The sequence below is a fragment of the Virgisporangium aurantiacum genome (assembly GCF_016863635.1).
GTDB lineage: Bacteria > Actinomycetota > Actinomycetes > Mycobacteriales > Micromonosporaceae > Virgisporangium > Virgisporangium aurantiacum.
The window spans coordinates 716736-741341 of the sequence record NZ_BOPG01000012.1 but is presented as its reverse complement, the minus strand read 5'-3'; the positions used below and the strand labels follow the sequence as shown (position 1 = coordinate 741341).

Sequence of the window (24606 nt, the reverse complement as noted above, 5' to 3'; positions counted from 1 at the left end):
GGTACGCAGAACTCCGTATGGGCCGGCGCCCGTGCGCCTGCTCTCCTTGCCCGATGAAATCCATCCTTGCGCGGCTTGCCGTGCTCATCGCCGCGCTCGGGGCGTCGGTGGCGGGGGTTGCCGCACCGGCACCCGCGGCGCCCGCGACCCCGACCGCGATCAACTGCTGGAACGAGTTCGAGACCGAAAAGATCGGCCAGACGATCTACGCCAGTGCCATCCGGGACTGCGTGGACCTCGACGTGCCGCAGAACCTGTCGGTGACCCTGCAGATCAACGTCTGCGACGAGTTCGGCGGCGGCTGTTCCTGGGTCACCTGGAAGTCCGGCTACGGCGTGGTCAGCTACACCTGCCCGGGCACGTTCTGGGCGAAGTTCCGCAGCTCGCGGCTGCCCAACAAGATCGTCTACTGCGACTACTACTGAGTTCCGCTACCGCTGGGGTTCCTCGGCCGGCTGGGCGGCGGCGGTGATGACGCCGTCCAGCACGTCGCGGGAGCTGGCCAGCTCGGTCATCATGCGGTCGATGCGGTCGCGTTCCGAGGTCAGGTCGGCCACCAGTTGCGGGGTGGCGATCTCGGACGGGCCGCCGTCGGTGTCGCGCATGCAGGGCAGGATCCGGGCGATCGTGCGGCTGTTGAGGCCGGCGGCGAACAGTTCCTGGATGCGGATGACCCGGTCGACGGCCCGCTCGGGGTAGTCGCGGTGGCCGCCGGCGGTGCGCTCGGACGCGAGCAGGTTCTGCTGCTCGTAGTAGCGCAGCGACCGTTCGCTCACGCCGGTGCGGCGGGCCAGCTCACCGATGCGCATCACACCGTCCCCCAAGCTCTTGAATCTGACACCGATGTTAGCTTTTACGGTTCCCTCATGACGACTCACACCGTGCCCTACACCTACAGCCCCATCGTCGACCGCGCGCCGCTGGCCTGGCCCGGCGGTAAGAAGGTCGCCGTCTACGTGGGCCTGAACATCGAGCACTTCCTCGTCGGGAAGCCGTCGACGAGCATCTGGCCGGGAACCGCCGACCTGCTCCCCGACCCGCTCAACCACGGCTGGCGCGACTACGGCGCCCGCGTCGGCATCTGGCGCACCATCGACATCCTCGACCGGCACGGCGTCCGGGCGAGCGCGCTGGTGAACTCGACGGCCGTCGAGGAGTATCCGCGGATCGTCGAGGCGGGCGTGCGCCGCGACTGGGCGTGGCTCGCCCACGGGCGCACCAACTCCGCCCTCCACGCCGGCTTCGCGAGCAAGGACGAGGAACGCGCGGAGCTCGCGGAGATCGTCGGAACGATAGAAAAGGCGACGGGACGCCGTCCGCGCGGCTGGATGGGCCCCGGTCTCACCGAGACGTTCGCGACCCCGCGCCTGCTCGCCGAACTCGGACTGACCTACGTGCTCGACTGGACGCACGACGACCAGCCTGCGCCGCTGACCGTCCCCGGGGTGATCAGCGTGCCGTACTCGGTGGAGATCAACGACCTGCAGCTGGTCACCGCCGGCCGCAGCGGTCCCGAGTTCGCCCAGATGATCAGGGACGCGTACGACCAGCTACGGGCCGAGGGCGACGGCCGTGTGCTGGCCATCGCCCTCCACCCGTTCGTCATCGGTCAGGCGTTCCGGGCCCGGTACCTCGACGAGGCGCTGGCGTACCTCGCCGCCCAGCCCGACGCGTGGCTGACCACGAGCGACGACATCGCCGCCCACTATCTCGCCGTCGCCTAGAGCACCAGCCTTCCGTCGACGGCGCGCGGCGAGGTCTGGTAGCCGTGCGAGTAGAGGCGCTTGCCGATCCACTCGTCGTCGTTCCGGACGGGGTTCCGCGGCGTGAACGGCACGAAGTTGGCGGCGTCGTCGATGCTGCCGCTGCCGTCGTACCGGGCGACGGCCGGGTACGGGTACACCGGGCGGGAGCGATCGGTCCTGGTGGCAATGATGCGACCCGGTTGGCGTCCGCTCTCGACCCAGGCCATCACCGGCGTGAGGACGTCGAATGTGTTCGGGCCCTCGCCGCCGCCGCAGTGGGCCATGCCGGGGAAGAGGTAGAGGCGGGCGAAGCGGTCGACGGCACCGGCGCCCATCACGCGGCGCATGGCGTCGTAGTACAGCAGCGTCGACTGCGGCGAGATGTGCTGGTCGTTCCAGCCGTGCCAGAGCAGCAGCTTGCCGTTGCTCCGGCGGAACGCGCCGAGATCCGGGTCCATCGCGGCCATATAGGTCGACGACGGCAGCACCGTGCTCCAGAACGACTCGACGGTGAGTCGCAGGTCGGTCAGTTGGTAGGCCGGGTTCGGGTCGTTGGGGTCGGCGAGGTAACGCAGGTAGGACAGGGCGAAGTTCTCACTGCCCACGACCTGACCCTGTGCGGCGGGGACGAACAGCGTCCACTCCAGTTCCGATCCCCACTCGTGCGAGATGAACGGTTCCAGGCGACGGCCCCGCGCGTCGACGGCGCCGTCGTGCAGCTTGCGCACCACCGACGCCTGTGCGGGCGTCAGGCACGTGGCGGTGTCGGCGCACACCAGCGACGCGGGGTCGAACCGGCACAGCCGCGGGTCGTCGATCAGCCCGTCGGTGAGCCCGTCGATGCCGTCGCAGGCGCGCAGGACGGCGGCGTGGACGAGCGGCAGCTTGTCGGCGAGCAGGATGTAGTTGCCGCTCGCATCCTTGTTCGCCAGCACGTTCCAGGCGTGGTGGAACGTGTTCTGCACGGCCATGTTGTTGGCCGGCGCGCCGGCCGCGATGCCGTCGAAGTCGGTCGGGAAGCGTTGCGCCTCCATGAGCGCCTCCCGGCCGCCGTCGGAGCAGCCGGTGAAGTACGAGTACGCCGGCGACCGGCCGTAGAACGCCGTGATGAGCGCCTTGGCGACCTGGGCCGTGACGTGCACGCCGCGGTAGGCGAAGTCGATCTGGGCCTGCGGGTTGCCGGCGGCCCAGGAGCCGTCGTTGCGGCCCTGGTGGCCCATGTCGGTGGTGGCGCTGGCCACGGTGCCGTCGGCGACGACCGGACACGTCGCGGCCTGGCCGTAGTTGATGGTCGCGTTGCCGCACAGGCCGCCGCAGCCGGTCTGCACGTAGCGCTGGGTCCAGCCGTTCACGGGCAGCCGCGCCACGATCGTGTTCGCCGGCGCGATGGTGCCGCGGACCTCGCAGTTGGTACCCACCACCGTCGCGGACGTGATGGTGACGGGTGCGTCGGTGGCGCCGGTGAGGTCGAGACCGGTCACGGCGGCACAGGTCATGACCGGCGTGATCGCGGGCAGGCGGGCGAGGCCGTCAGGTGTGGTCGCGGGCGGCTTGGCGATCGACGTCGTCGGGATCAGCGTGGCCGCGACGGCGGTCGCGGCGATCGCGATGAACCGGGGGAACGGGGGCACGGGGGTTCGCCTCCTCGGGGTCAGGGTTTCAGGCGGGGGTAGACGCGGCGGGCGTTCGTCTCGAAGACCTTCTGCCGGTCGGTCGGGCTCAACTCGAGGGCGTCGACGTACCGGCGGGTGTCGTCGAAGTGGTGACCGGTCCGCGGGTCGATGCCGCGCACGGCACCGACCATCTCGGACCCGAACAGGATGTTGTCGACGTCGACGACGTCGAAGAGCAGGTTGATGCCGGCCTGGTGGTAGACGCACGTGTCGAAGAAGACGTTGCGCATCAACGCCTCCTCGACGGCGGGCCGGTGCAGCATGTCGGCGAGCCCGCGGAACCGGCCCCAGTGGTACGGCACCGCCCCGCCGCCGTGCGGGACGACGAACCGGAGGCCGGGGAACGTGGTGAACAGGTCGGCCTGGAGGAACTGCATGAACGCGGTGGTGTCGGCGTTGAGGTAGTGCGATCCGGTGGCGCGGAAGTTCGGGTTGGTGACGGCCGAGACGTGCACCATCGCCGGCACGTCGAGTTCGACCATCGCCTCGTAGAGCGGGTACCAGGCGGGGTCGGTCAGCGGGGGAGCGGTCCAGTGCCCGCCGCTCGGGTCGGGGTTGAGATTGCAGCCGACGAAGCCCAGTTCCTCGACGCAGCGGCGCAGTTCGGCGACGGCGTTGCCGATCGGGACGCCCGGTGACTGCGGCAGTTGGCAGACGCCGACGAACCGGCCGGGGAACAGGCCGACCACGCGGGCGACGAGGTCGTTGCACGCGGTCGTCCAGGCGGCGCTGACGATCTCGTCGCCGACGTGGTGACCCATCGCCGACGCGCGCGGGGAGAAGATGGTCAGGTCGATGCCGCGCTCGTCCATGAGACGCAGTTGGCTGCCCTCGATCGAGTCGCGGATCTCGTCGTCGGAGATGTGGGGGTACCTCTGCGGGCGCCGTCCGGCCCGGAACGCCTCCTCCTGGGTCTCCCGCCAGGCGGTGTGCGCGGCGGGCGCGGTCGTGTAGTGGCCGTGGCAGTCAATGATCATGGGACGACCGGTGTGCCGTGGGTGTGGAACGACTCGATCGTCTTCAGTCCCCACGCCTGGCCCTTGGCCCGCTCCTCGCGCGTCCAGCTGATCGTCTTCCAGTCCGGGGCGAGGATGAGACGGGCACCGGCGTTGCAGAGTTCGATCCGGTTGCCGCCCGGTTCGTAGACGTAGAGGAAGAACGTCTGCTGGATCGCGTGCTTGTGCGGGCCGGTCTCGATGTGGACGCCGGCGTCGAGGCAGACGTCGGCGGCGCGCAGGATCTCCTCGCGGGTGTCGGTGGCGAACGCGATGTGGTGCAGGCGCCCGTGCGACCCGGTCCAGTCCTCGGTGTACACCAGGTCGTACGTCTTGTTGCCGACGTTGTACCAGATGGCCTGCGGGCTGCCGTCGTCCTTGACGATCTGCTCGGTGCACCGGGCGCCGAGAACGTCGCGCAGGAACGCCGACGTCGCGGGCACGTCGGCGGTGAGGTAGTTGACGTGGTCCAGCCGTCGTACGTTCGCCCCGCGGCCGGGGTACCGGGCCGCCTGGTTCTTCAGCGCCGGCCGGTCGGTGTCGTCCGGCTCGTACCAGTCGACGTCCCAGTAGAGGCCGAACTCGTGACCGTCGGGGTCGGTGAAGAGGAACACCTCGCCCAGACCCGGCACGTCGTCGACCACCCCGTGGCCCAGCCCCTCGGCCTCGACCTCCGCCCGGAGCCGGACGGCGGCCTGCGGGCCGGCGGCGCGCAGGTAGGTCCGCCCGATGCCGGCCGCCGCGCGCTCGACCAGCCGGACCGTCCACGACTGGTAGTCGTCCCAGGTGTGCAGGTAGACCGAGGTGTCGTCGCGGCGTACCTCGCGCAACCCCATCAGGTCGACGAAGAAGTCGCGGGACGCGTCGAGCACGGGGGTGAACAGCTCGATCGGGCCGACGTGGGCGACGTCGCGCCGCCGGTCGGGGTCGTGCAGGGTCATGCCGTCGCTCCGCTGCGCTTCGCGACGCATGACCCAAACACTGAGTTGATGATTCGCTCGCTGCGCTCACTCATGCGGTCTCCTCGCTGCGTGGCCATACGAGGCCGTCGAACAACTTGCGGGCGGTGCGCACGACCCCGCTGCGGCGCAGCCGCGTGGTCGCGCCGTCGAGGTCGAGGTCGACGGTGACCTCGAACGTGCCGGTCGGGTGCTCGACGCGCACGAGCCGGTCGCCCGGTTTTCCGGGATGCGCCACGGTTCCCGGCGTGAGCACGCCGGCGGCGGCGGACACCGCACCGAGGACGCCGATGGCCGCGTGCACCCGGTGCGGGATGAAGGTCCGGGTGGTCACGGTGCCGCCGTGCCGGGGCGCGGAGACGATCGTGATCTTCGGGACCGTGCTGTCCCGTACGTCGCCGAGCCCCATCGCGCGGCCCGCCTCGATCCGGACCGCCTCGACGGCCGACCGCAGGTGGTCGTTGCCCTCCAGGACGTCGGGCGGCTCGGCGCCGTCGAGGCCGAGGTCGGCGGCGCGGACGAGCACCACCGGCATGCCGGCGTCGACGCAGGTGACCTCGGTGCCGGCGAACCGGTCGACCAGCCGGCCGGTGGGGAACACCGGGTCGGCGCGGCCGGGGAACGTGAGGTCGATCGGGGCCGCCGGGAACGGGGTCCCGGCCATCACGGTGTCGCCGTCGTAGCGCACCCGCCCGCCGGACGTGCGGACGCGCGCCTCGACGAGGCTCGGCGCCGGGTTGACGATACGGATGCGTACGGTGCTGGTGTCGCCGGTCACCGGAACCAGACCGCGCTCGATGGCGAACGGCCCGACACCGGCGAGGAGGTTGCCGCACGTCTGCGCGTCGGTGACGATCGCCCGGTCGGGAACGACCTGGAGGAACAGGTAGTCGACGTCGGCGTCGTCCACTGTGGACGGTGAGACGACCGCGACCTTGCTGGTGAGCGGGTGCCCGCCGCCGATCCCGTCGACCTGCCGCTCGTCGGGTGACCCCATGACGCGCAGCAGCAGGTCGTCGCGGTCGACCGGGTCGGCGGGCAGGTCGCCGGCGAGGAAGTAGGCGCCCTTGGAACTGCCGCCGCGCAGTTGCATGCAGCGGATGCCGTCGTCGGTCATGCCGTGCCGTTCCCGGTCGTGCTGCCGTTCTCGGGCAGCCGGTCGACGTACCTGACGCCGAGGTCGGCGAGCAACGGGCGGAGGTTGTACAGGTCCACTCCGAGCGTTCCGCCGGCCAGCTTCGCCCGCTTGGTCGCCTCGGTGGCCAGCCGCTCCGCCGATGCCGCGGCCACCGCCGGACCGCACGCGGCCGGGAGCGCGAGCACGCCGTCGTCGTCGGCGACGACGATGTCGCCCGGCGACACGAGCCGGCCCGCCACGACGACGGGCACGTTCACGGAACCGGGGCTGGCTTTCACGGTCCCCTGTGCGTGTACCGACCGCGACCAGACCGGAAAGCTCAGGTCGCGCAGGTCCGCGATGTCGCGGACCCCGGCGTCGATCACCAGGCCGACGACGCCGCGGGCGATCAGCGACGTGGCCAGCAACTCGCCGAACATGCCGTCGGTCGACGGCGACGTCGTGGTCACCACGAGCACGTCGCCGGGCCGGCAGACCTCGACCGCCGCGTGGATCATCAGGTTGTCGCCGGGGTGGCAGGACACCGTGATCGCGGATCCGCCGATCGCGGTTCCGGTCTGCCGGGGACGGATCTCCGGGCCGAGCAGGCCGACGCGTCCCGCCGCCTCGTGCGCGGTCGCGACGCCGGCCCCGCGCAGGGCGTCGATGGTCTCCTCGGCGGCACGGTCGACGAGCCGCACGACGTAATGCGATGCCCCGCCCGAAGGTGCCCTGCCCAATGAATCCATGCCCAACAGATGTACGCCGTTTCAACTTTGTAAGCAAGATTGTGTTCAAGATTGTTGACAATATTGGTAACGTCCGCGGGGTCGGCCTCCCGAACGCCACGTTCCGACCCCTCATGGAGGACCCATGTCCCGACCGCCCACCCACGGCTCGGCCCGACGTCCCCGCCGCTTCGTACTCGCCCTTGCCGCCGTCACCGCCCTGCTCATCAGTGGCTGCGGCGGCGACGACACCCCTGCCGCTTCCACCGGCACCACCCAGGTCACGGTCGGCGTGATCCCGATCGTCGACGTCGCGCCCATCTACCTCGGCATCAAGCAGGGCTTCTTCTCCGCCGAGCACCTGGAGCTCAAGCTGGAGACGGCACAGGGCGGCGCGGCGATCGTCCCGAGCGTCCTCAGTGGCCAGTACCAGTTCGGCTTCAGCAACACCACCTCGCTGCTGCTGGCCAACTCGCAGGGCGTGCCGCTGCAGGCCGTCGCGGCCGGTGTCGCCTCCACCGGCGCCGACGGCAAGGACTTCGGCGCCGTCATCGTCAAGGGCGACAGCCCGATCAAGTCGGCCAAGGACCTCGCCGGTAAGCGCGTCGCGGTCAACACGCTCAAGAACATCAACACCACGACCGTCAACAACGTCGTCCAGAAGGACGGCGGCGACCCGTCCAGGATCACGTTCGTCGAGCTGCCGTTCCCGGACATCGTGGCGGCCGTGGCCAAGGGCGACGTGGACGCCGGACAGGTCGTCGAGCCGTTCCTGACCATCGGCACCGGTCAGGGCGACCGGCAGGTCGTCTCGAACTATGCCGGCACCGACCCCGATCTCACCGTCGGGATGTACTTCACCACCCAGCAGTACGCCTCCGCCAACGCCACGGTGGTCAAGGGCTTCACGAACGCGATGAAGAAGTCGATGGAGTACGCCGCGGCGCACCCGGACGACGTGCGGGCCATCCTCGGCACGTACACCAAGATCGATCCGGCCGTGATGAAGAACCTGACGCTGCCGAAGTGGCCCACCGCCGTCGACCGCGACTCGGTCCAGTTGCTCGCCGACCTCGCCAAGAAGGACGGGCTGATCACCAAGCCGCTGACCCTCGACAAGCTCCTTCCCTGATGTCGTCTCCCACCGCTCTCGTGGACCGGCCGGACGCCGGCCGGTCCACCCGGAGTCCGCTCGGCGACCGGTGGCGTCAGCCGGCGCTGGGCCTGCTCGGGCTGGTGCTGGTCGTCGCCGTCGTGGAGATCCTTCCGCGGTCCGGGGCGGTCGACCGCCGCTTCCTGCCGCCGTTCAGCACGATGGCCCGGGCCCTGGCGCGGCAACTGACGGTCGCGGACTTCTGGACCGCGCTCGGCCAGACGTTGCGGGGCTGGGCGATCGGCCTGGCGATCGCGATGGTGGCCGGGATCGTCGTCGGTGTGGTGATCGGCAGCGTGCCGCTGCTGCGGGCGGCCACCGCGTCGACCATCGAGTTTCTGCGACCGATCCCGTCGGTCGCGCTGATCCCGCTCGTCGTCCTCATCTACGGCAGCCGGATGGAGTCGGCGCTGATCCTGGTGGTGTACGCGGCGTTCTGGCAGGTGCTCGTCCAGGTCCTGTACGGCGTCGCCGACGTCGACCCGGTCGTGCGGGACACCGCCCGGTCGTACCGGTTCTCCCGCTGGGGCGTCGTGCGGACCGTGGTGTGGCCGACGGCGCTGCCGTACGTCGTCACCGGGTTCCGGCTCGCCGCCGCGGTCGCCCTCATCCTGGAGATCACCGCGGAGCTCATCATCGGCGTGCCCGGCCTCGGCAAGTCCATCGGCGTCGCGCAGAGTTCGGGCGCCGTCGCGGAGACGTACGCGCTGGTGATCGTGGTCGGCATCGTCGGGGTGCTGGTCAATGCGTCCGCCCGCGCCATCGAACGACGGGTCCTGCGCTGGCACACCTCGATCCGGAGGGACCTGTGAAAGACCTGTTGCGCCGGGTGGCGCTCGCGCTCGGGCTGCCGGTCGTCCTCGTCGCGCTGTGGTGGATCGCGTCCGCCGGCAGCACGAGCTTCTTCTGGCCGCCGCTGTCGTCGATCGTGGAAGCGTTCCCGAAGACGTGGACCGCCGACCCGATCCTGCACGACGTCCTGCCCAGCCTCGCGCGTCTCACCATCGGGTACCTCGTCGCGCTGGTCGTCGGCGTGGCACTGGGTACCGCCATCGGATCCTCGCGTCCGCTGCGGAGCCTGTGCGAGCCGACGTTCGAGTTCTTCCGGGCGCTGCCGCCGCCGGTCCTCATCCCGGTGATCGCGCTGTTCACCGGCTACACCGGCTGGACGGCCAAGCTGATCACCATCGCGCTGGGGTGCGTCTGGCCGATCCTGCTCAACACCGTCGAGGGCGTCCGGTCGGTCGACGAGGTGCTGCGCGACACCGCCCGGTCCTACCGGCTCGGCCGCGTCACCACCCTGCGCCACGTGGTGCTGCGCGGCGCCAGCCCGCGCGTCGCCACCGGTGCGCGTCAGGCGCTGTCGATCGGAGTCATCCTCATGGTGATCAGTGAGCTGTTCGGCGCCAACCGGGGGCTGGGCGCGGCGATCGTCCAGTTCCAGCGCGGGTTCGCGATACCGGAGATGTGGACCGGCATCATCCTGCTCGGCGTGATCGGTGTCGTGCTGTCGGCGCTGTTCCGCGTCGTCGAACATCACACCCTGGCGTGGTACCGGGGCCAACTCCAAGCGGAACGGAAGGGGTGACCGCTATGAAGACCTCTGTCGCACTGGACGTCGACGGGCTGGCCAAGACCTACACCGGGCACGGCCGCGTCGTCGAGGCCGTTCGCGACCTCACGTTCCAGGTGGGACGCGGCGAACTGGTCTGCGTCGTCGGGCCGTCCGGCGCCGGCAAGACCACACTGCTGCGCTGCGTCGCCGGTCTGCTCGACATCTCCGGCGGGCGGATCACCCTCGACGGCACACCGGTGACCGGCCCACCGCCGGGAATGGCGGTGGTGTTCCAGGAGTACGGGCGCAGCCTGTTCCCGTGGCTCACCGTGCGTCGCAATGTCGATTTGCCGTTGCGGGAGAAGGGCGTGCCCCGCGCCGAACGCGCCGCGAAGGTCGATGCCGCGCTCGCGGCGGTCGGGCTGACCGACAGCGCCGACGCCCACCCGTGGCAACTGTCCGGCGGCATGCAGCAGCGGGTCGCCATCGCGCGCGCGATCGCCTACGAACCCAGCGTCCTGCTGATGGACGAGCCGTTCGCCGCCGTCGACGCGCAGACCCGCGCCGACCTCGAGGACCTCGTCCGCGACCTGTGGCGCACCCTCGGCATCACCGTGCTGTTCGTCACCCACGACATCGACGAGTCGGTGTACCTCGGCCAGCGCGTCCTCGTCCTCACCAACCGGCCCACCGTCGTCCTGGACGATGTGGCGATCGACCTGCCCGACGACCGCGACCAGCTCAAGACCCGCTCCTCGCCGCAGTTCGTCGATCTGCGTGGCCGGGTCTACGAGCTGGTCCAACTGGCGAAGAAGGGACACCGACCGCCCGAACGATCTTGATTCACGTTAGGGTTCGCGGTGATGAAAGACGTGTTCGACGAGCTCCGGGCGGCAATCCTGCGCGGCGAGTTCGCCCCTTTGCAACGCCTCATCGAGACCGAACTGGCCGAACGGTTCGCCACGAGCCGGTTCGTGCTGCGCAACGCCCTGACCCGGCTGGCCACCGAGGGCCTGGTGGAGCTGCAGCCGAACCGGGGTGCCCGGGTCCGGGCGATCTCGGTCGAGGAGGCGATCGAGATCACCGAGATCCGCCGCGCCGTCGAGGGCCTGGTGGCCGCCCGCGCGGCGGAACGCATCACCGACGACGAGGTCGCCGAACTCTCCGCGCTGGGGGAGGCGATGAACGGCGCCGTCGCCAACGCCGACATGCTGCGCTACTCCGAGCTCAATGCCCGGCTGCACGGCCAGGTCCGCCGCATCGCGAGACACAGCACCGCGACGCGCATCATCGAGCAGCTGCACGGGCAGATGGTCCAGCACCAGTTCCGCTTGGCGCTGCTGCCCGGCCGCCCCTCGGTGTCGCTACCCGAGCACCTGGCCATCATCGAGGCGGTGTGCGCCCGCGACCCCGACCGCGCCGACCGCGCCATGCGCGTCCACCTCGACAGCGTGCTGAAGGTACTGGCGAGCATCGCGGCCGCCCGGCCCTGAGCCTGTCGCTCCACTGTGGACAGTGTTGTTCGATGTATGGAAGACCGGTCAGAGCGAGGCGAGGGCGATGTCGGCCGACTTGCGGCCGATGTCGCGGGCCTTGGTATCCAGGGTGGTCGAGGCCTTGGCGGGCTGCATGGAGACGAAGATCAGCACGTAGCCGGTCGGGCCGCTGAGCGTGGTCTGCACGTCGAACAGCGTGCCGCCGTGGCGCTCCAGGCACTGGACGGCCAGCGTGAGCTGGGCCGGCGGCGACGGCAGCTTCTCGGTGCACTTGGCCTGCTTCTCGGCGTGTTCGCGCACGTCCTCCGGGCCGCGGTCGGACCGGCGGTCGATGCGGTAGAGCGTCAGGCCCATGATCGCGGCAGGCAGCGTAGCGGTGCTGGACATCTCGAAGTGGCACTTGCGGGCGCCGCCCTTGCGCATGGTGTCGGGCGTCGCCTGGCTCTGGCTGTCGTCGAGGCGCCAGGTGACGCCGGTGGCGGTGTTGACCTGGTCGAGGATCTCGGAGCACGCCTTGCCGACCGGGTCGTTCGTCGACGCGCTGGGCGACGGCCGGGTCGTGGCCGGCTTCGTGGTGCTGTCGGCGTCGGAGTCGCTGCGTTTGCGCGACTTGGACGTTGACTTGCCCGCCTTCGACTTGCGTTTGGTGCACCCCGCGACGCCGACCAGCGACACCGCCACCAGCGCGGCGAGCAGCACCGTCGAGAACCGTTTCATCGATAACCCCCGTTCGAAGCGAGCACGGTACCGCACGCCCGCACGTCCCTGTCCGACCCCGGGCATAGGATTCGGCACAGTCGACGTCCACCGGGGGAGGGGTCCATGCCGGTCCGCGATTGGTTCTCCGGCGGCGACCGGCGGCTGCGCAAGGCCGTCGAGACCCTCACCGAAACCTTCCGCGCGGGGCCGCCGACCGGGCCGGCCCTCGACCGTGCCGCCCGCGCCTACCGCGAGGCCGTCGAACTCACGCTTCCGCGTGACCCGCAGCAGGCCGCCACGTTCGTGACGCGGTACGACGCGCACCTGCCCGCCGGCCGCTACCCGTTCGGGCCCGCCGACCACCAATGGCTCGCCGGGTTCGTCGACGGTGCCGACCCGGACGCGCTGACCGTCGTCTTCACGATCGCCTCGCGGGTGCCGTTGCCGGACCTGCAGCGGGCCGCCCGCGACCGGCTGGTGGGCACGGTCGCGCCGGTCGGGCGGGCCGACCTGCTGGTGGGCCACCTGCTGCGGATCCGGGCCGCCGGCCTGCTCGACGCCGCCACGCTGGGGACCGCGATGACCGTCCACCTGGAGCGGGCCCGCCTCGACGACGACGAGCCGCTGTGGCGCGGCTTCCTCGCCGACCTGCCCGAGGAGACGCGGCCCGACCTGTTCGAGATGCACCGGTTCCTCGGCAACGGCGCCGACGCCGTACGGCTCGCCACCACCCCGGCCCAGCGGTTGCGGGCCGTGGAGCTCTGTGCCGCGTCCAATAGAAAGCCGGACCATGACGCCGGCCTGCGCCTCGCCAACGACCTGGATCGGCCCGATCTTCTCAGCATCCTGCACGAGAAGGTCGGCAACGTCGCGGACGCGCTGCGGTACTGCCCGGCCGACCGGCCCGACCGGGTGGCGGACCTCGTCGGCCGCCGCCGGCCCGAGGTCGACGCGCTGGTCGGGGCCGGTGATGTGACCGGCGCCGCGCGGCTGGTCAAGGACCTGTTGGGGCACCTCGACACCGCGACGCCGCAGACCGACGCGGTCGCCGCCCGGCGCGAGGACCTCGCCGCCACGCGGGCGGCGGTGCTCGCGGAGGGGCGCCGGTATTTCGGGCGACTGCTGGAGGCCGGCGACGCTGACACCGTCTACCGGCAGTGGAGCGCGTTCGCGGAGGACTGCGGCGACCCGGGCGAGGCGGCGCGATACGCCGAGCTGGCCGGCGACGTCTACCGGGCCCACCAGCTGTTCCGGGCGGCGGGCCGGTTCGGTGACGCCGACCGCGTGCTCCGCGCCGACAGCAGCGACGCGGGCGTGGCGGCCCGGGCCGGCGCGCGGGAGGCCGGTGGCGACCTGGTCGGCGCGGCGCGGCTGCGCGAGCAGGCCGGGCACCCCGGCGCCGCGGCCGACCTGTACGCGCGGGCCGGCGAGTTCGCGGCGGCGGCCCGGTGCCTGGTCGCCGACCGGGGTGACGACGCCGTCGACGATCCGCGCCTGGCCGACTGGCTGCGCCGGGCCGGCGCCCTCGACGAGCTGGCCGAGCGCTGCCTCGCGCGGGCGGCCGGCGGCGTGGAGGCCGGACCCGCCGTCGAGGAACTGCGGCGGCTGCGCGTTGACCAGGGCGTCGCGGCCGAGCTGCGGGCGCGGGTCACGGCGGTGGTCGACCGGATCGACGGGTACCGCCGGTCGGCGTTCGAGAGCCGCGCGCAGGCGTGGGTGTCGCAGGCCCGGATCGAGGTCGACGCCCGGTACGCCGGCATCTGGGCGCTGGACCTCGGCACCACCACCTGCTCGGCGGCCATCTACGACACGAAGACCGGCCGGGCGGTGCTGTGCCCGTGGAAGGGCCGCGACCAGTTCGCCTCGACGGTCAGCTTCGACCGCGAGGGCAACGAGGTGATCGGCCTGGCCGGCGAGGAGCTGCTGGCCTCGTGGGTCGCGGGGCAGATCCGCACGTCGAAGCGCAGCATGGGGTCCGGCCGGCGGTACCGGTTCCGCGACCGCAACTACCGGCCCGAGCAGATCGCGGCGCTGTTCATCGCGCACGGCCGGCGGCTGGTCGAGAACTTCCTCGCCGACCGGGTGCGCGAACGGGTCGGCGAGTTGGCGCGCGCCGAGCTCGGCGAGGTCCGCGACGAGTGGCTCACCGACGCCGAGCGGCACAACGACCTGCGGCTCGACCGGCCGCGGGCGCTGCTCACGATTCCCGCGTACTTCCTGAACAACCAGAAGCACGCCACCCGGGACGCCTGCCGGGTGGCCGGCGTCGACGTCGTCCGGCTGATCCACGAGCCGACCGCCGCGTGCATGTCGGCGGCCCGCGACCGCGACCTCTCCGGCCGGGTCGTCGTGGTCGACCTGGGCGCCGGCACGCTCGACGTCAGCCTGCTCGACGTCTCCGAGGGCGTGTACGAGGTCGAGCAGGTGCTCGGCGACAACCACTACGGCGGGCGCGACTTCGACGACGTCATCTGCGCGGCCCTGCGGGAGCGGCTGCGCCGCGACGGGATCGAGGTGCCCGACACCGGTGGCGTCCGCCGCCGCCTCGACGTGGCCGCCGAGTACCTGAAGATCAGCCTCTCGGCCCAGCAGGAGGCCGAGTACCTGCTGCGCGATCTGGTCGACGGCACCGACGTGACGCTGCGGCTGACCCGGGCCGAGCTCGCCGAGATCCTGACCGAGCCGCTCGACACGCTCCGCCGCACCTGCGCCCGGTTCGCGGAGGATCTGGCGAGCAGGCCGGGTCACCTCGTCCTCGTCGGCGGCCCGATGCTGTCGCCGCTCGTGCAGGACGTGGTGCAGCGGGTCTTCGGCCTGAAGCGCACCGCGCTGCGCGACCCGCGCACGGCGGTGGCCGTCGGCGCCGCCCTGCAGGCGGCGGTGCTCGACGGGAAGCTGCGCGAGGTGCTGCTGCTCGACGTCGTCCCGCTGGCGATGGGCGTGCGGGTGCTCGACGTGGAACGCGAGATCGACGAGTTCGCCGAGCTGATCCCCGCGAACGCGAGCATTCCCACGGAGAAGAAGAAGATCTTCAGCACCACCCAGGACAACCAGACCGCGGTCAGCATCGAGATCTTCAACGGGAGCCTCGACGCGGCGGCCCGCATCGGCCAGTTCCGGCTCGGCGACCTGCCACCGGCGACGGCTGGCGTGCCGCAGATCGAGGTGCGGTTCGCCATCGACGCCAGTTGCGTGCTGGAGGTGACCGCGCAGGACCTCGGCACCGGCAACTCCCGCTCGATCCGCGTCACCGACACGACGCTGCTGTCGCCGGCCGAGATCAGCGACATGGCCGGGCGGCGGGAACGCCAGACCGTCCTGGAGGAGCTGCGCCGGGAGATCGCCGACCGGATCGACGACGACGTACCCACCGGCGCCGAGGCGACCCTGCGGCAGTTCCGCATCCGGCTCGCCGGTCACCGCGCCGCCCCGCCCACCGACCCCGACGCCCGCCGGCAGCTCGCGACGATTGTCGCCGAGGCCGACGACGCCGACCGCGAACTCATGCTCGCGGTGACGCCGCTGCGCGACCTGATGCTCAACGCGCGCGGGTTCCTGCGCCATGACGTCGGCGGCGACACCGAGCAGGCGGTCGCGCAGGGGCGTCACCTGGTGCGGGAACTGCGCGACGGCCTCGACCGGCTGCAGTCGCGGCTGGCCCGGATCGAACGCTGGAACGCGACGCTGACCCAGCTGGCCATGGCCGGGCCCGACCCGCTGAACCGGTTCCGGCAGCAGCACGACACCGGCGAGTACGCGGCCGCGCTGCGGTCGCTCGACGACGTCACCGGGCACCTCACCGACCCGGCGGACCGGCACCGCCGGCTGCGCTGCCTCGCCGAGACCGGCGACACCGACGGCTACCGGCGGGCGCTCGCCGAGACCGGCGCGGTTCCGCCGGCCGACCTGCGCGCCCACGCGTCCGCGATGACGGTGCCGGTGGTGGTCCGCCGGCCGGACGGCACCGAGGTGCGGGGGCTGGGCTTCGTCGTGGGGGACCGGCTCGTGGCCACCAACCGGCACTGGATCGCGGACGGCACCGCGTCTGTCGACGGCACTCCCGTGGCCGGCGTGCACCTGCCGGACAACAAGCGCGTCGACCTCGCCCTGCTGCGCACCGCCGCCCCGATCAACCGCGCGGTGCCGCGCCTCGGGTACGCCCGGCTCGTGCACGTCGGCGACCGCGTCGCCGGCCCCACCGCCGAGGGCCTGGTGGACGGGTTCGAGTCGTTCCCCGACGAGGGGCTGCGGCTGATCCGCACCGGCCTGTCGGTGCCGCCGGAGGGCAGCGGCGGGCCGGTGGTCAACGACCTGGGCGAGGTGATCGGCGTGCTGGCGGTCGGTGACCGCGACACCGGCGGCGCGTTCGCGATCACGGTCGACGCGCTGAGCGAGCTGGTTCAGAGCTCGTCGTAGGGACGCGCCCGATCGGTGCCGCGCAGGTGCGCGAGATCGATCAGGACGCGCTGCCCGGTCCACGCGGCGACCGAGTCGCGGAGGAGGAACCACTGGTCGGTCGTCAGGTGCGCCTGGTCGATCAGTGGTTTGCGCATGGGGTTGGTGCGGATCGACGCGTAGAGCATGCGGGCGGCGTCGTGGGTGCCGGAGTCGAGTTCGAGCGCGCGGGTTCGGGGATTCGGGGCCGCCACACGCGCGTCCACCAGTATTTGAACCGGATCCGCCGTCCCCCCATGACACGGATGGTACGGCGACGCCCGTGAATGCGACCGCGCCCGTCAACCGGGCTGGAGGAGGGTTCGGGCGGCGTGCAGGATCTGTGCCTCGCTCAACAGGACCTGGTCGGCGGCCGGGCCCAGGGGGATGTAGCTGTCCAGGCTGTTCACCCGGGCCAGCGGGCCGGGGAAGTGGGCGTCGGTCAGGGCGGCGACCACCGCGTCGGAGACGCTGCCGCTGGCCCGGGTCTCGTCGACCACCAGGATCCGTTCGGCGTTCCCGAGCGCCGTGCGCAGGCTGTCGACGGGCAGCGGCGCCAGCCACTGGAGGTCCACGACGCCCGCCTGTGCGCCGTCGTGCGCGAGGGCCTCGGCGACGCGCAGGCTCATCGGGACGCCGTTGCCGAAGGTGACGATCGTCAGGTCGGCGCCCTCGCGGACCGTGCGGACCGAACCGAGCGGGGCCTCCGTCCAGTCCGCCGGCTCCGCGTAGCGGGCCAGCCAGCGGCCGTCGCCGTCGGTGTGGAGGTCGCGGGTGTGGTACAGGGCGATGGGTTCCAGGAAGACGCACACCCGGCCCTCCCGCTCGGCCAGCGCGAGGCACTGGCGCAGCAGGGCCGGCGCCGACCCGGGATGCGACGCGACCGCGAGCGCGAGGCCGGGAATGTCACGCAGGACGGCCACCGAGTTGTCGTTGTGGAAGTGCCCGCCGAAGCCCTTCTGGTACGCGAGGCCGGCGATCCGCACGACCATGCCGTTGCGGTACTGCCCGTTGGAGAAGAACCGCAGCGAACCGGCCTCGCCGCGCAGCTGGTCCTCGGCGTTGTGCAGGTACGCCAGGTACTGGATCTCGGGGATCGGCAGGGTGCCGGCGAGGGCACCGCCGAGCGCGAGCCCGAGGATCGACTGCTCGTCGAGGAGCGTGTCGAACACGCGGCTGCCGCCGAACGCCTTGCGCAGCCCCCGGGTGACGCCGTACACGCCGCCCTTGCGGGCCACGTCCTCGCCGAACACCTGGGCGTTCGGCCAGGTGAGGAGCGCGTCGTGCAGCGCGGCGTTGATCGACTGGGCGAGGGTGAGCGGTCCGCGCGTCTCCGGAGGCCGGCCACCGAACGCCGCGGCGCGCCCCGTGGTGGCGGGCGTGGCGGCGGCATCGGGTGGGCCGACCCGCAACGACGCGGCGCGGACGTCGGCCACGTGGCGTTCGGTCAGGGGTGCGGTGACCGCTGGCGGGTCGGACAGGCGCCGGACGGTGCCGATCAGGGACCGGGCCTCGTCCATCACGAGTTTGCGGGTGTTCTCGTAGCGGTCGAGGCTCTCGGCCGGCGTGAGGATGCCGTGCCGGGCGAGGGCCGACGCCGTGGCCAGGATCGGGTCGCGGGCGTAATCGGCGATTATCTCGGAGTGGCTGCGGTAGGCCAGTTCCGCGTCGGAGCCGGCGTGGCCCATGAACCGGACGGTTTCGAGGTGCAGCACCACCGGGCGGCGCCGGGTCCGTACCGCGGCGGCGACCTCCGCGGCCGTGGTGAGCAGGTGCCCGGGGTCGGTGCCGTCGGCGTGTGCGTATTCGAATCCCGGCAACGACGACAGCACCTGACGGACCCAGCCACGCGGGGTGCGCGTGCTGATCCCGATGGCGTTGTCCTCGCAGACGAGCAGCAGGGGCATCGGCAGACCCTGGTGGACGCTGTAGCCGACGGCGTTGAGCGCGCCCGCCGCCGTCGAGTGGTTCAGGGACGCGTCGCCGAAGCTGCACACGACCACCGCGTCGGTGGGGAAGGGGGTGGGTGCGGCGGACCGGCCCAGTGCGAACGCCAGGCCCATCGCGCGCGGCAGGTGGGAGGCGATCGTCGACGTCTGGGGAATGATGGACAGCGCCCGATGGCCGAAGACCTTGTGCCGGCCGCCCGAGATCGGGTCCCGGGTCGACGCGGCGGCCGAGTGCAGCACGTCGGTGATCGGCGTGGAGCCCGGCACCTGCCCGGCCCGCGCCGCGTAGAAGCCACCGGACCGGTAGTGCAGCAGCGCCGGGTCGGTCGGGCGCAGCGCCAGCGCGACCGCCGCGTTGCTCTCGTGGCCGCTGGAGCCGATCGTGTAGAAGCCCTCCCGCTGCGACTGCAGCCACCGCAGGGCGAGGTCGAGGTGCCGGGCCTGGAGTTGCGCGTCGAAGTAGCGGAGCAGCAGGTCGGGTTCCACGTCGACGGCCCCGCCAGGGGACGCGGGCGACAGCGAAGCGAGGCGGCGGACCAGATGCTCGTCGACGGATTCCACGGTCACAGCCTCCTAAGCTAGTCGAGTGCGGGTCGCGGTGATCGGTGGTGGGGTGGTCGGGCTGTCCACGACGCTGGGGCTGGTCGGGCTCGGCGCCGACGTGACGTGCTACGAGCGGGGCGATCCGATGGGCGAGCGGTCGGCGGGCGAGACCCGCATCTTCCGGCTGGCCCACGCCTACCCCGACATGGTCGACCTCGCCGCGCGGGCGCGGCGGGCGTTCACCGGATGGTCGGAGCGGGCCGGGGTGCCGATGATCGAGGACGTCGGCACGGTGGTCAGCGGCGCGGGGACCGACGAGTGGGTGGCCGCCATGGCCGCGGCCGGCGCCGGTCACGAGGTGGTCGAGGCGGGATCGCCGCTGCTGCGGCTGCCCACCGACCGGTTCGCGGGGCCGGCACTCGTCGACCCGGCCGGCGGCGTGATCCGGGTCGACCGGGTGACTGCGTTCCTCACCGCCGCGGTCGGTAACCGGGTGCGGCGGGCGCACGTGTACGGCATCGAGGAGACCGGCGACCGGGTCACGGTGTCGGCCGACGGCGGGCCGGAGCACGTCGACGCGGTGGTGCTCTGCGCCGGTGCCGGCACCTCGCCGCTGGCGGCGACGGCCGGGATCTACACGCCGCCGGCGCTGGAGCACCACGTACGGTTCAGTTTCCCGGTGCGCCCGGGCGCACCCGGTCCGCTGCAGTGCTGGATCACGAAGGACGAGCCGTCGACGTACCAGCACACGTCACAGCACACCCCGCACCCCGGAACGTGGACGGTCGGCGCGCAGGTGGCCGGGCCGGCGGTCGCGTGGGAGGCCGGACCGGAAGCCGCCGAGCGGGCGTCGCGGGAGGTGGTCACCGACTACGTCGCCCGGCACCTGCCCGCGATCGAACCGCGGGTGGTCGGCCGGCTGTACTGCACGCACAACCCCGACCTCGGCGACGGGTTCCGGTTCGTGCGGCGGGGCCGGGTTCTCGCGGTGTACGGCGAGAACCTGTTCAAGTTCGCCCCGCTGCTGGGCACCATGATCGCCCGGGCCGTGGCGGACGGGACCACCCCAACGGAAGCGGGAGACCGATGAACCGCACGCTCGCGCCCGGACAGTGCGCACAGATCTGGTCGGGCGGGCCGGCGACGGACCGCCCCGACCTGGTGTTCGAGACCCGCGACCGGCTCATCGAGGCGCCGAACTGGTCGCTCGACGGGCGCAGCCTGTACGTCAACGGCGACGGACGCCTCTGGCGGCTCGATCTCGACGCGCCCGCCGGCCTCGAGGCGATCGACTTCGACGGGCTGCCCGACATCAACAACGACCACGTGCTCGACCCCGACGGCGACCATATCTTCATGTCGGCGAACGACGGCCATATCTACCGCGGCGCGCTGATCGGCGGGGCCGTGGAGCGGCTGACGCCCGACGACGGTTTCTGGCATTTCCTGCACGGGGTGGCGCCGGACGGGAAACGGCTGGCGTACGTGCAGATCCGGGACTTCACCGAACCGGGACGGTTGGCCGTGCTGGCGCCGCCCGCGCCGCCGGTGGTGGTCGACACCGGGGGCGGACATATCGACGGTCCCGAATGGTCGCCCGACGGCCGGTGGATCTACTTCAACACCGAGGGTTTCACGACGGCGCCCGGGCACGCGCAGCTGGCCCGGATTCCCGATGCGGGGGGACGCGCGGAGCGGCTCGTGTCCAGCCCGACGGTGGACTGGTTCCCGCACCTGTCCCCGGACTCGCGGTATGCGGCGTACGTGGCGTTCCCGGCCGGGACGCTCGGCCACCCCGCCGACCTGGACGTCGAGGTGCGCGTGGTGGCGACGACCGAGTGGGGGACGGTGCTGCGGCGCTACCCGGTGTTCGGGGGACAGGGGACGATCAACGTGAACAGCTGGTCCCCCGACTCGGGGCGGTTCGCGTTCGTCGCGTATCCGGTGGGTTGAACGTCGCAGCGGTTCGGATCATGGCGGCAGGAGATTCAGCAGGCGTCTTCGGCGTTGATGTCGGCGTAGCCGGTGGCGGCGTGCGGGACGTAGCCCGTGCCGCCGTCGTTGTCGATCTTGAACCAGATCTTGGACGCGTAGCCGCCGCTGTCGCGGTAGCTCTCGCCGCCGAAGTCGATGCACAGCACGGCGACGGGCGTGCCGTCGGTGTACCGGCCGGCGCGCTCGGCGACGGCCGCCGTCCGGTAGACGGCGCCGGCGGCCTGCGTGTCGAGGCAGGTGCTGACCAGCTTGATCCGGCCCGTCTCCGGCTCGTACGCCTGCCCGCGGTTCTCGGCCCACGGACAGCCGGCCCCCGAGGAGCCGGACCCCGAGGCGCCGGGAGCGGGAGACGACGGCCCGCCGGAGGCGGACGCGTCCGGCTCGACGCTGACCGTGCAGCCCGCCAGTGCGATGGCCAGGAGAAGGGGAGCCGCCCACCGCGTTACCGACATGTCAGCATTCTCGGTGCACCGTCCATGATCCGCAAAACGGAGCGCTCAAGGCGCGGCGGGCGGACCCGATGGGTACAGGGTGAGGCGTCGTCTGGAGGGGGCGGTGCAGACGGTGCTCGGCGGCCTGCTGACGTGCGGGCTGCTGGTGGCGGCCGCACCGGCCCGGCTCCCGCCGTTCGCGCCGGAGTCGCCGGTCGCGCCGCCCGGTACGCGGGCGGCCTGGGTGTGGACGCGTACCGACGCGGAGCCGATGGTGGCCTGGGCGCGGGTGCACGGCGTCCGCGCGCTGTTCGTCCACGTCGACCGCGACGCCCGGACGAACGGTGACGCGGCCTGGTTCGTCCGCCTGCGCGCGCTGTGCGACGAGGCCGGGATCCGCCTCGACGCGCTCGGCGGCGAACCGGACTGGGCCCTCGACCCCGCCAGGGCGCTCGCCTGGCGGGACACGGTGCTGGCGCTGGGCGTCTTCCGTGGCCTGCACGTGGACGTCGAGCCGTACCTGCTGCCGGACTGGTCGACGCGCCGCGACCGGGCCGTCGCCGGCCTGCTGGGCGTCCTCGACGCGTTGCGTGGGGGAGACCTGCCGCTCGAGGCCGACGTGCCGTTCTGGTACCACACCGTGCCGGTCGGCGCCGCGACGCTGGCCGACGAGGTGATCGCCCGCGTCGACGCGCTCACCGTGATGAGCTACCGGGCCACCGCCACCGGTCCCAATTCGATCATGGACGTGGCCACCGACCTGCTCGACCGGGCCGGCCGCGCCGCGTTGCCGGTGCGGCTCGCGGTGGAGACCCAGCCGGTCGCCGACTGCGCGCACTGCGGTTTCACGCGTCGCGCCGACCTCGACGCGGCCCTCCGGGACGTGGACGCCGCGGCCGCCCGGTTCGGCGCGTTCGAGGGCGTCGCGGTGCACCAGTACGGCACCTGGTCGGCGATGCCGGAGTAACCCCCGGCGCGGATCGTCATCTGTTGTCGAACCCGAACCCGAAGGACCGATCCCATGCGCCTCTCCCGTATCGCCGCCGCGGCGGTCGCCCTCGCCGCCGGCGGCGCCGCCCTGCTGCCCGCCACCGCGGCGAACGCCGACACCCCCGACCTGGGCCTCGTCGTCCCGCTGCTGTCGCCGATGCTGCCCGGGCAGTCGGGCTGGGTCGGCACGATGTGGGCGGCCGCCGACGACATCTGCGGCCTGAAGGTGACCGCGTCGGGCGCCAACGTGACCGTCACCTACCCCGGCAACACCGCCACGTTCGCGTCGCTGTCCAAGGCCGACACGCTCAAGGCCGGCGCGATGGACTACACCGCGTTCAAGCTGTCGGTGCCGACGACCGCGCCGATCGCGCTGATCCCGATGCAGCTCACCGCCACCTACACCGAGGTCGCCGACGGCGCCACCACCTGCGTCGGCACGAAGAAGACGGTCACGGCGAACGCGACGCTCCCGGTGGTCGCGCCGATCGGTGACGCCGTGGTGCAGAAGACCTCGTCGGTGACGCTCACCCGCACCGCGCCGGCCTGGACGCAGATCAGCTACCTGGGACGCAAGAGCGGCGTGACCAACTTCCGGGTGACCGTGACCGCGCCGGCCGGGATGACCGTCGTGTACCCGGCCGACGGCACCTCGTCGGGTCTGAACGGCGGGCCGGTGCTCGGCGTCGGCGTCGAGGACTACGCCGCCGTGCGCCTCGACGCGACCGCGCTCAAGGCCGGCACGTACACCGCGACCGTGAAGGCCACCTGGGACGGCGGTTCGTCCACCGACGACCTCAAGATCGTCGTCGCCTGACCGATGTTCATCGGATGCTGCTGAAAGGGCCTGAGATGCTGCACTTCCGTCGCGCCGTGACCGTCGCGCTCCTCGTCGGCGGTCTCGCCGGTGGTCTCGCCGCGTGCGGCTCCGACGGCGACTCCGGCGGCGGGGTCGCGTCGCCGCCAAAGGCCACCACGGCCGCCGCGCCGGTGTCGGAGGAGGCCCGCCGCGAGGCGATCTACCTGGAGGCGACGGCCGCGCACCTGTGCGCCGTCCAGTCCCGCGTCTACACCGATCCGGCGGAGATGGCCTCGGCGTACGCGAGCAAGCCGCGGTACGCCGAGCTCACCGAGGCGGAGGTGGCCGCGTTCGACGAGCGGGCGAAGACGGACCCGGCGTTCGCGGTCCGCCTGAGCGAGGCCATCACCGCGGCCTGTTCGCCATCGGCCCCGTCGGCGTCGACGGGGTGACCTATTCGGTTGCGGGCGCCGCGCGTCTCCCGCATTCTGCTCCGATGCCCGCCGCCGATCGAACCGCCCGAAACCCCGGCTGGTCCTGGGATCCGTCGCTCTACACCGGCTCCGCGGCCTTCTACGCCACGGGCCGCATGGCGTACCCGCCCGAGCTCGCCGACGCCGTGGTCGCCGAGCTCGGCCTCGACGGCACGGGTGTGCTGGTCGACGTCGGATGCGGACCCGGGTCGCTGACGCTCCTGCTCGCACCGCACGTCGCGCGGGCGATCGGGATCGACGCCGACCCGGACATGGTCGCGGAAGCCGCCAAACGGGCGGCCGCCCAGAGCAACGTCGAGTGGCGGTGCATGCGGGCCGAGGACCTTCCGGCCGACCTCGGGACCGTCGACGTCGTGACGTTCGCGCAGTCGTTCCACTGGATGGACCGGCCACGGGTCGCCGCGCACGCGCGTCGCCTCCTCGGGCGCGGTGGCACGCTGGTGCACGTCTCCGCGATGACCCATCGCGGAGCCGGCACCGACGGCCCGCCCTGGGACGCGATCGACGACCTCGTGGAGCGGTACCTCGGCCCGGTCCGCCGCGCGGGCGCGGGCACCCTGCCCGATGGCACCCCGAACGACGAGAACGTGATCTACCGGGCGGCCGGGTTCGACGGCCCCCACGACGTCGAACTGCCGGGACGCGTGGTGCGCCGGTCGGCCGCCGAGGTCGTCGCGTCGGTGTACTCGCTGTCGAGTTCCGCGCCGCACCTGTTCGGCGACCGGCTACCGGCGTTCGACCGCGACCTCCGCGCGCTCCTCGGCACGGCGGAGTTCATCGAGCGGACGCACCCGATCACCCTGCACTTCTGGCGGTGCGGCCGCGAGGCGCCGGCTGATTGACCGCGGTCG

Annotated in this window: 24 protein-coding genes; 14 read left to right on the top strand and 10 right to left on the bottom strand. The window is 72.1% G+C overall.

Features of this window, described 5'->3' with window-relative positions:
• The first annotated feature begins 53 nt into the window (after positions 1 to 53).
• Positions 54 to 425, top strand: coding sequence for a hypothetical protein (locus Vau01_RS12110; protein WP_203990818.1), 372 nt, complete (start codon positions 54 to 56; stop codon positions 423 to 425).
• Between the two features lie 6 nt (positions 426 to 431).
• Here the strand turns inward: Vau01_RS12110 and Vau01_RS12105 are convergent, their stop codons facing one another.
• Positions 432 to 809 (bottom strand): MerR family transcriptional regulator, encoded by a 378-nt coding sequence (locus Vau01_RS12105; protein ID WP_203990815.1) that lies wholly within the window; start codon positions 807 to 809, stop codon positions 432 to 434.
• 57 nt (positions 810 to 866) lie between these two features.
• Here Vau01_RS12105 and Vau01_RS12100 point away from each other — a divergent pair, with 57 nt between their 5' ends.
• Entirely contained in the window at positions 867 to 1724 is an 858-nt protein-coding gene (locus Vau01_RS12100; protein WP_203990812.1) for a polysaccharide deacetylase family protein, read from the top strand.
• Here Vau01_RS12100 and Vau01_RS12095 read toward each other — a convergent pair.
• From Vau01_RS12095 to Vau01_RS12075, 5 genes are read right to left on the bottom strand one after another with little or no spacing between them, the layout of a single operon-like run.
• Entirely contained in the window at positions 1721 to 3376 is a 1656-nt protein-coding gene (locus Vau01_RS12095) for a tannase/feruloyl esterase family alpha/beta hydrolase (protein ID WP_239151511.1), read from the bottom strand. The genes Vau01_RS12100 and Vau01_RS12095 overlap by 4 nt on opposite strands.
• 20 nt (positions 3377 to 3396) lie before the next feature.
• On the bottom strand, positions 3397 to 4395 hold the full coding sequence (locus Vau01_RS12090; RefSeq protein WP_203990809.1) for an amidohydrolase family protein: 999 nt from the start codon (positions 4393 to 4395) through the stop codon (positions 3397 to 3399).
• Positions 4392 to 5384 carry a VOC family protein gene (locus tag Vau01_RS12085; RefSeq protein ID WP_239151510.1) on the bottom strand — a complete coding sequence of 331 codons (993 nt, stop codon included), beginning with the start codon at positions 5382 to 5384 and terminating at the stop codon, positions 4392 to 4394. Before Vau01_RS12085 ends, Vau01_RS12090 begins: the two co-directional genes overlap by 4 nt.
• Before the next feature lie 40 nt (positions 5385 to 5424).
• On the bottom strand, positions 5425 to 6489 hold the full coding sequence (locus Vau01_RS12080; protein WP_239151509.1) for a 4-oxalomesaconate tautomerase: 1065 nt from the start codon (positions 6487 to 6489) through the stop codon (positions 5425 to 5427).
• On the bottom strand, positions 6486 to 7190 hold the full coding sequence (locus Vau01_RS12075) for a 4-carboxy-4-hydroxy-2-oxoadipate aldolase/oxaloacetate decarboxylase (protein WP_239151508.1): 705 nt from the start codon (positions 7188 to 7190) through the stop codon (positions 6486 to 6488). Before Vau01_RS12075 ends, Vau01_RS12080 begins: the two co-directional genes overlap by 4 nt.
• Before the next feature lie 172 nt (positions 7191 to 7362).
• Here Vau01_RS12075 and Vau01_RS12070 point away from each other — a divergent pair, with 172 nt between their 5' ends.
• From Vau01_RS12070 to Vau01_RS12050, 5 genes are read left to right on the top strand one after another with little or no spacing between them, the layout of a single operon-like run.
• Positions 7363 to 8349, top strand: coding sequence for an ABC transporter substrate-binding protein (locus Vau01_RS12070; protein ID WP_203990804.1), 987 nt, complete (start codon positions 7363 to 7365; stop codon positions 8347 to 8349).
• Positions 8349 to 9182: an ABC transporter permease gene (locus Vau01_RS12065; RefSeq protein ID WP_203990801.1), complete on the top strand. Its 834-nt coding sequence runs from the start codon at positions 8349 to 8351 to the stop codon at positions 9180 to 9182. The genes Vau01_RS12070 and Vau01_RS12065 overlap by 1 nt, the downstream gene beginning before the upstream one ends.
• Positions 9179 to 9958: an ABC transporter permease gene (locus Vau01_RS12060; protein ID WP_239151507.1), complete on the top strand. Its 780-nt coding sequence runs from the start codon at positions 9179 to 9181 to the stop codon at positions 9956 to 9958. The genes Vau01_RS12065 and Vau01_RS12060 overlap by 4 nt, the downstream gene beginning before the upstream one ends.
• A 5-nt stretch (positions 9959 to 9963) precedes the next feature.
• Positions 9964 to 10767 carry an ABC transporter ATP-binding protein gene (locus Vau01_RS12055; protein ID WP_203990798.1) on the top strand — a complete coding sequence of 268 codons (804 nt, stop codon included), beginning with the start codon at positions 9964 to 9966 and terminating at the stop codon, positions 10765 to 10767.
• Between the two features lie 21 nt (positions 10768 to 10788).
• Positions 10789 to 11418, top strand: coding sequence for a GntR family transcriptional regulator (locus Vau01_RS12050; RefSeq protein WP_203990795.1), 630 nt, complete (start codon positions 10789 to 10791; stop codon positions 11416 to 11418).
• Positions 11419 to 11466: 48 nt separating this feature from the next.
• Here the strand turns inward: Vau01_RS12050 and Vau01_RS12045 are convergent, their stop codons facing one another.
• Positions 11467 to 13134 carry a hypothetical protein gene (locus Vau01_RS12045; RefSeq protein WP_203990793.1) on the bottom strand — a complete coding sequence of 556 codons (1668 nt, stop codon included), beginning with the start codon at positions 13132 to 13134 and terminating at the stop codon, positions 11467 to 11469.
• Between Vau01_RS12045 and Vau01_RS12040 the strand changes: the two genes are divergently transcribed.
• Positions 13093 to 16536 (top strand): Hsp70 family protein, encoded by a 3444-nt coding sequence (locus Vau01_RS12040; RefSeq protein WP_203990790.1) that lies wholly within the window; start codon positions 13093 to 13095, stop codon positions 16534 to 16536. The two genes, Vau01_RS12045 and Vau01_RS12040, sit on opposite strands and share 42 nt — an antisense overlap.
• Here the strand turns inward: Vau01_RS12040 and Vau01_RS12035 are convergent.
• Both Vau01_RS12035 and Vau01_RS12030 read right to left on the bottom strand, forming a co-directional pair.
• Complete coding sequence (locus Vau01_RS12035; protein ID WP_203990788.1) at positions 16521 to 16781, bottom strand: hypothetical protein; 261 nt, start codon at positions 16779 to 16781, stop codon at positions 16521 to 16523. The two genes, Vau01_RS12040 and Vau01_RS12035, sit on opposite strands and share 16 nt — an antisense overlap.
• Before the next feature lie 75 nt (positions 16782 to 16856).
• The gene (locus Vau01_RS12030) at positions 16857 to 19064 is read right to left on the bottom strand and encodes a thiamine pyrophosphate-dependent enzyme (RefSeq protein WP_203991086.1); all 2208 of its coding nucleotides are present in this window, start codon (positions 19062 to 19064) and stop codon (positions 16857 to 16859) included.
• A gap of 25 nt (positions 19065 to 19089) precedes the next feature.
• Between Vau01_RS12030 and Vau01_RS12025 the strand changes: the two genes are divergently transcribed.
• Positions 19090 to 20136, top strand: coding sequence for an FAD-dependent oxidoreductase (locus tag Vau01_RS12025; protein ID WP_203990786.1), 1047 nt, complete (start codon positions 19090 to 19092; stop codon positions 20134 to 20136).
• A complete protein-coding gene (locus Vau01_RS12020; protein ID WP_203990784.1) occupies positions 20133 to 20999 on the top strand; it encodes a TolB family protein in 867 nt (288 codons plus the stop codon). The genes Vau01_RS12025 and Vau01_RS12020 overlap by 4 nt, the downstream gene beginning before the upstream one ends.
• Before the next feature lie 35 nt (positions 21000 to 21034).
• Here Vau01_RS12020 and Vau01_RS12015 read toward each other — a convergent pair whose 3' ends face one another.
• On the bottom strand, positions 21035 to 21493 hold the full coding sequence (locus tag Vau01_RS12015; protein ID WP_203990782.1) for a hypothetical protein: 459 nt from the start codon (positions 21491 to 21493) through the stop codon (positions 21035 to 21037).
• A 79-nt stretch (positions 21494 to 21572) separates the two neighbouring features.
• On the opposite strand from Vau01_RS12015, the gene Vau01_RS12010 reads away from it, so the two are divergent.
• From Vau01_RS12010 to Vau01_RS11995, 4 genes are read left to right on the top strand one after another with little or no spacing between them, the layout of a single operon-like run.
• Positions 21573 to 22439, top strand: a complete 867-nt coding sequence (locus Vau01_RS12010) for a hypothetical protein (RefSeq protein WP_203990780.1) — start codon at positions 21573 to 21575, stop codon at positions 22437 to 22439.
• A gap of 54 nt (positions 22440 to 22493) precedes the next feature.
• On the top strand, positions 22494 to 23279 hold the full coding sequence (locus Vau01_RS12005) for a hypothetical protein (protein ID WP_203990778.1): 786 nt from the start codon (positions 22494 to 22496) through the stop codon (positions 23277 to 23279).
• A 56-nt stretch (positions 23280 to 23335) separates the two neighbouring features.
• Positions 23336 to 23713 carry a hypothetical protein gene (locus Vau01_RS12000; protein WP_203990776.1) on the top strand — a complete coding sequence of 126 codons (378 nt, stop codon included), beginning with the start codon at positions 23336 to 23338 and terminating at the stop codon, positions 23711 to 23713.
• Between the two features lie 44 nt (positions 23714 to 23757).
• Entirely contained in the window at positions 23758 to 24597 is an 840-nt protein-coding gene (locus Vau01_RS11995) for a class I SAM-dependent methyltransferase (protein ID WP_203990773.1), read from the top strand.
• Positions 24598 to 24606: the final 9 nt, after the last annotated feature.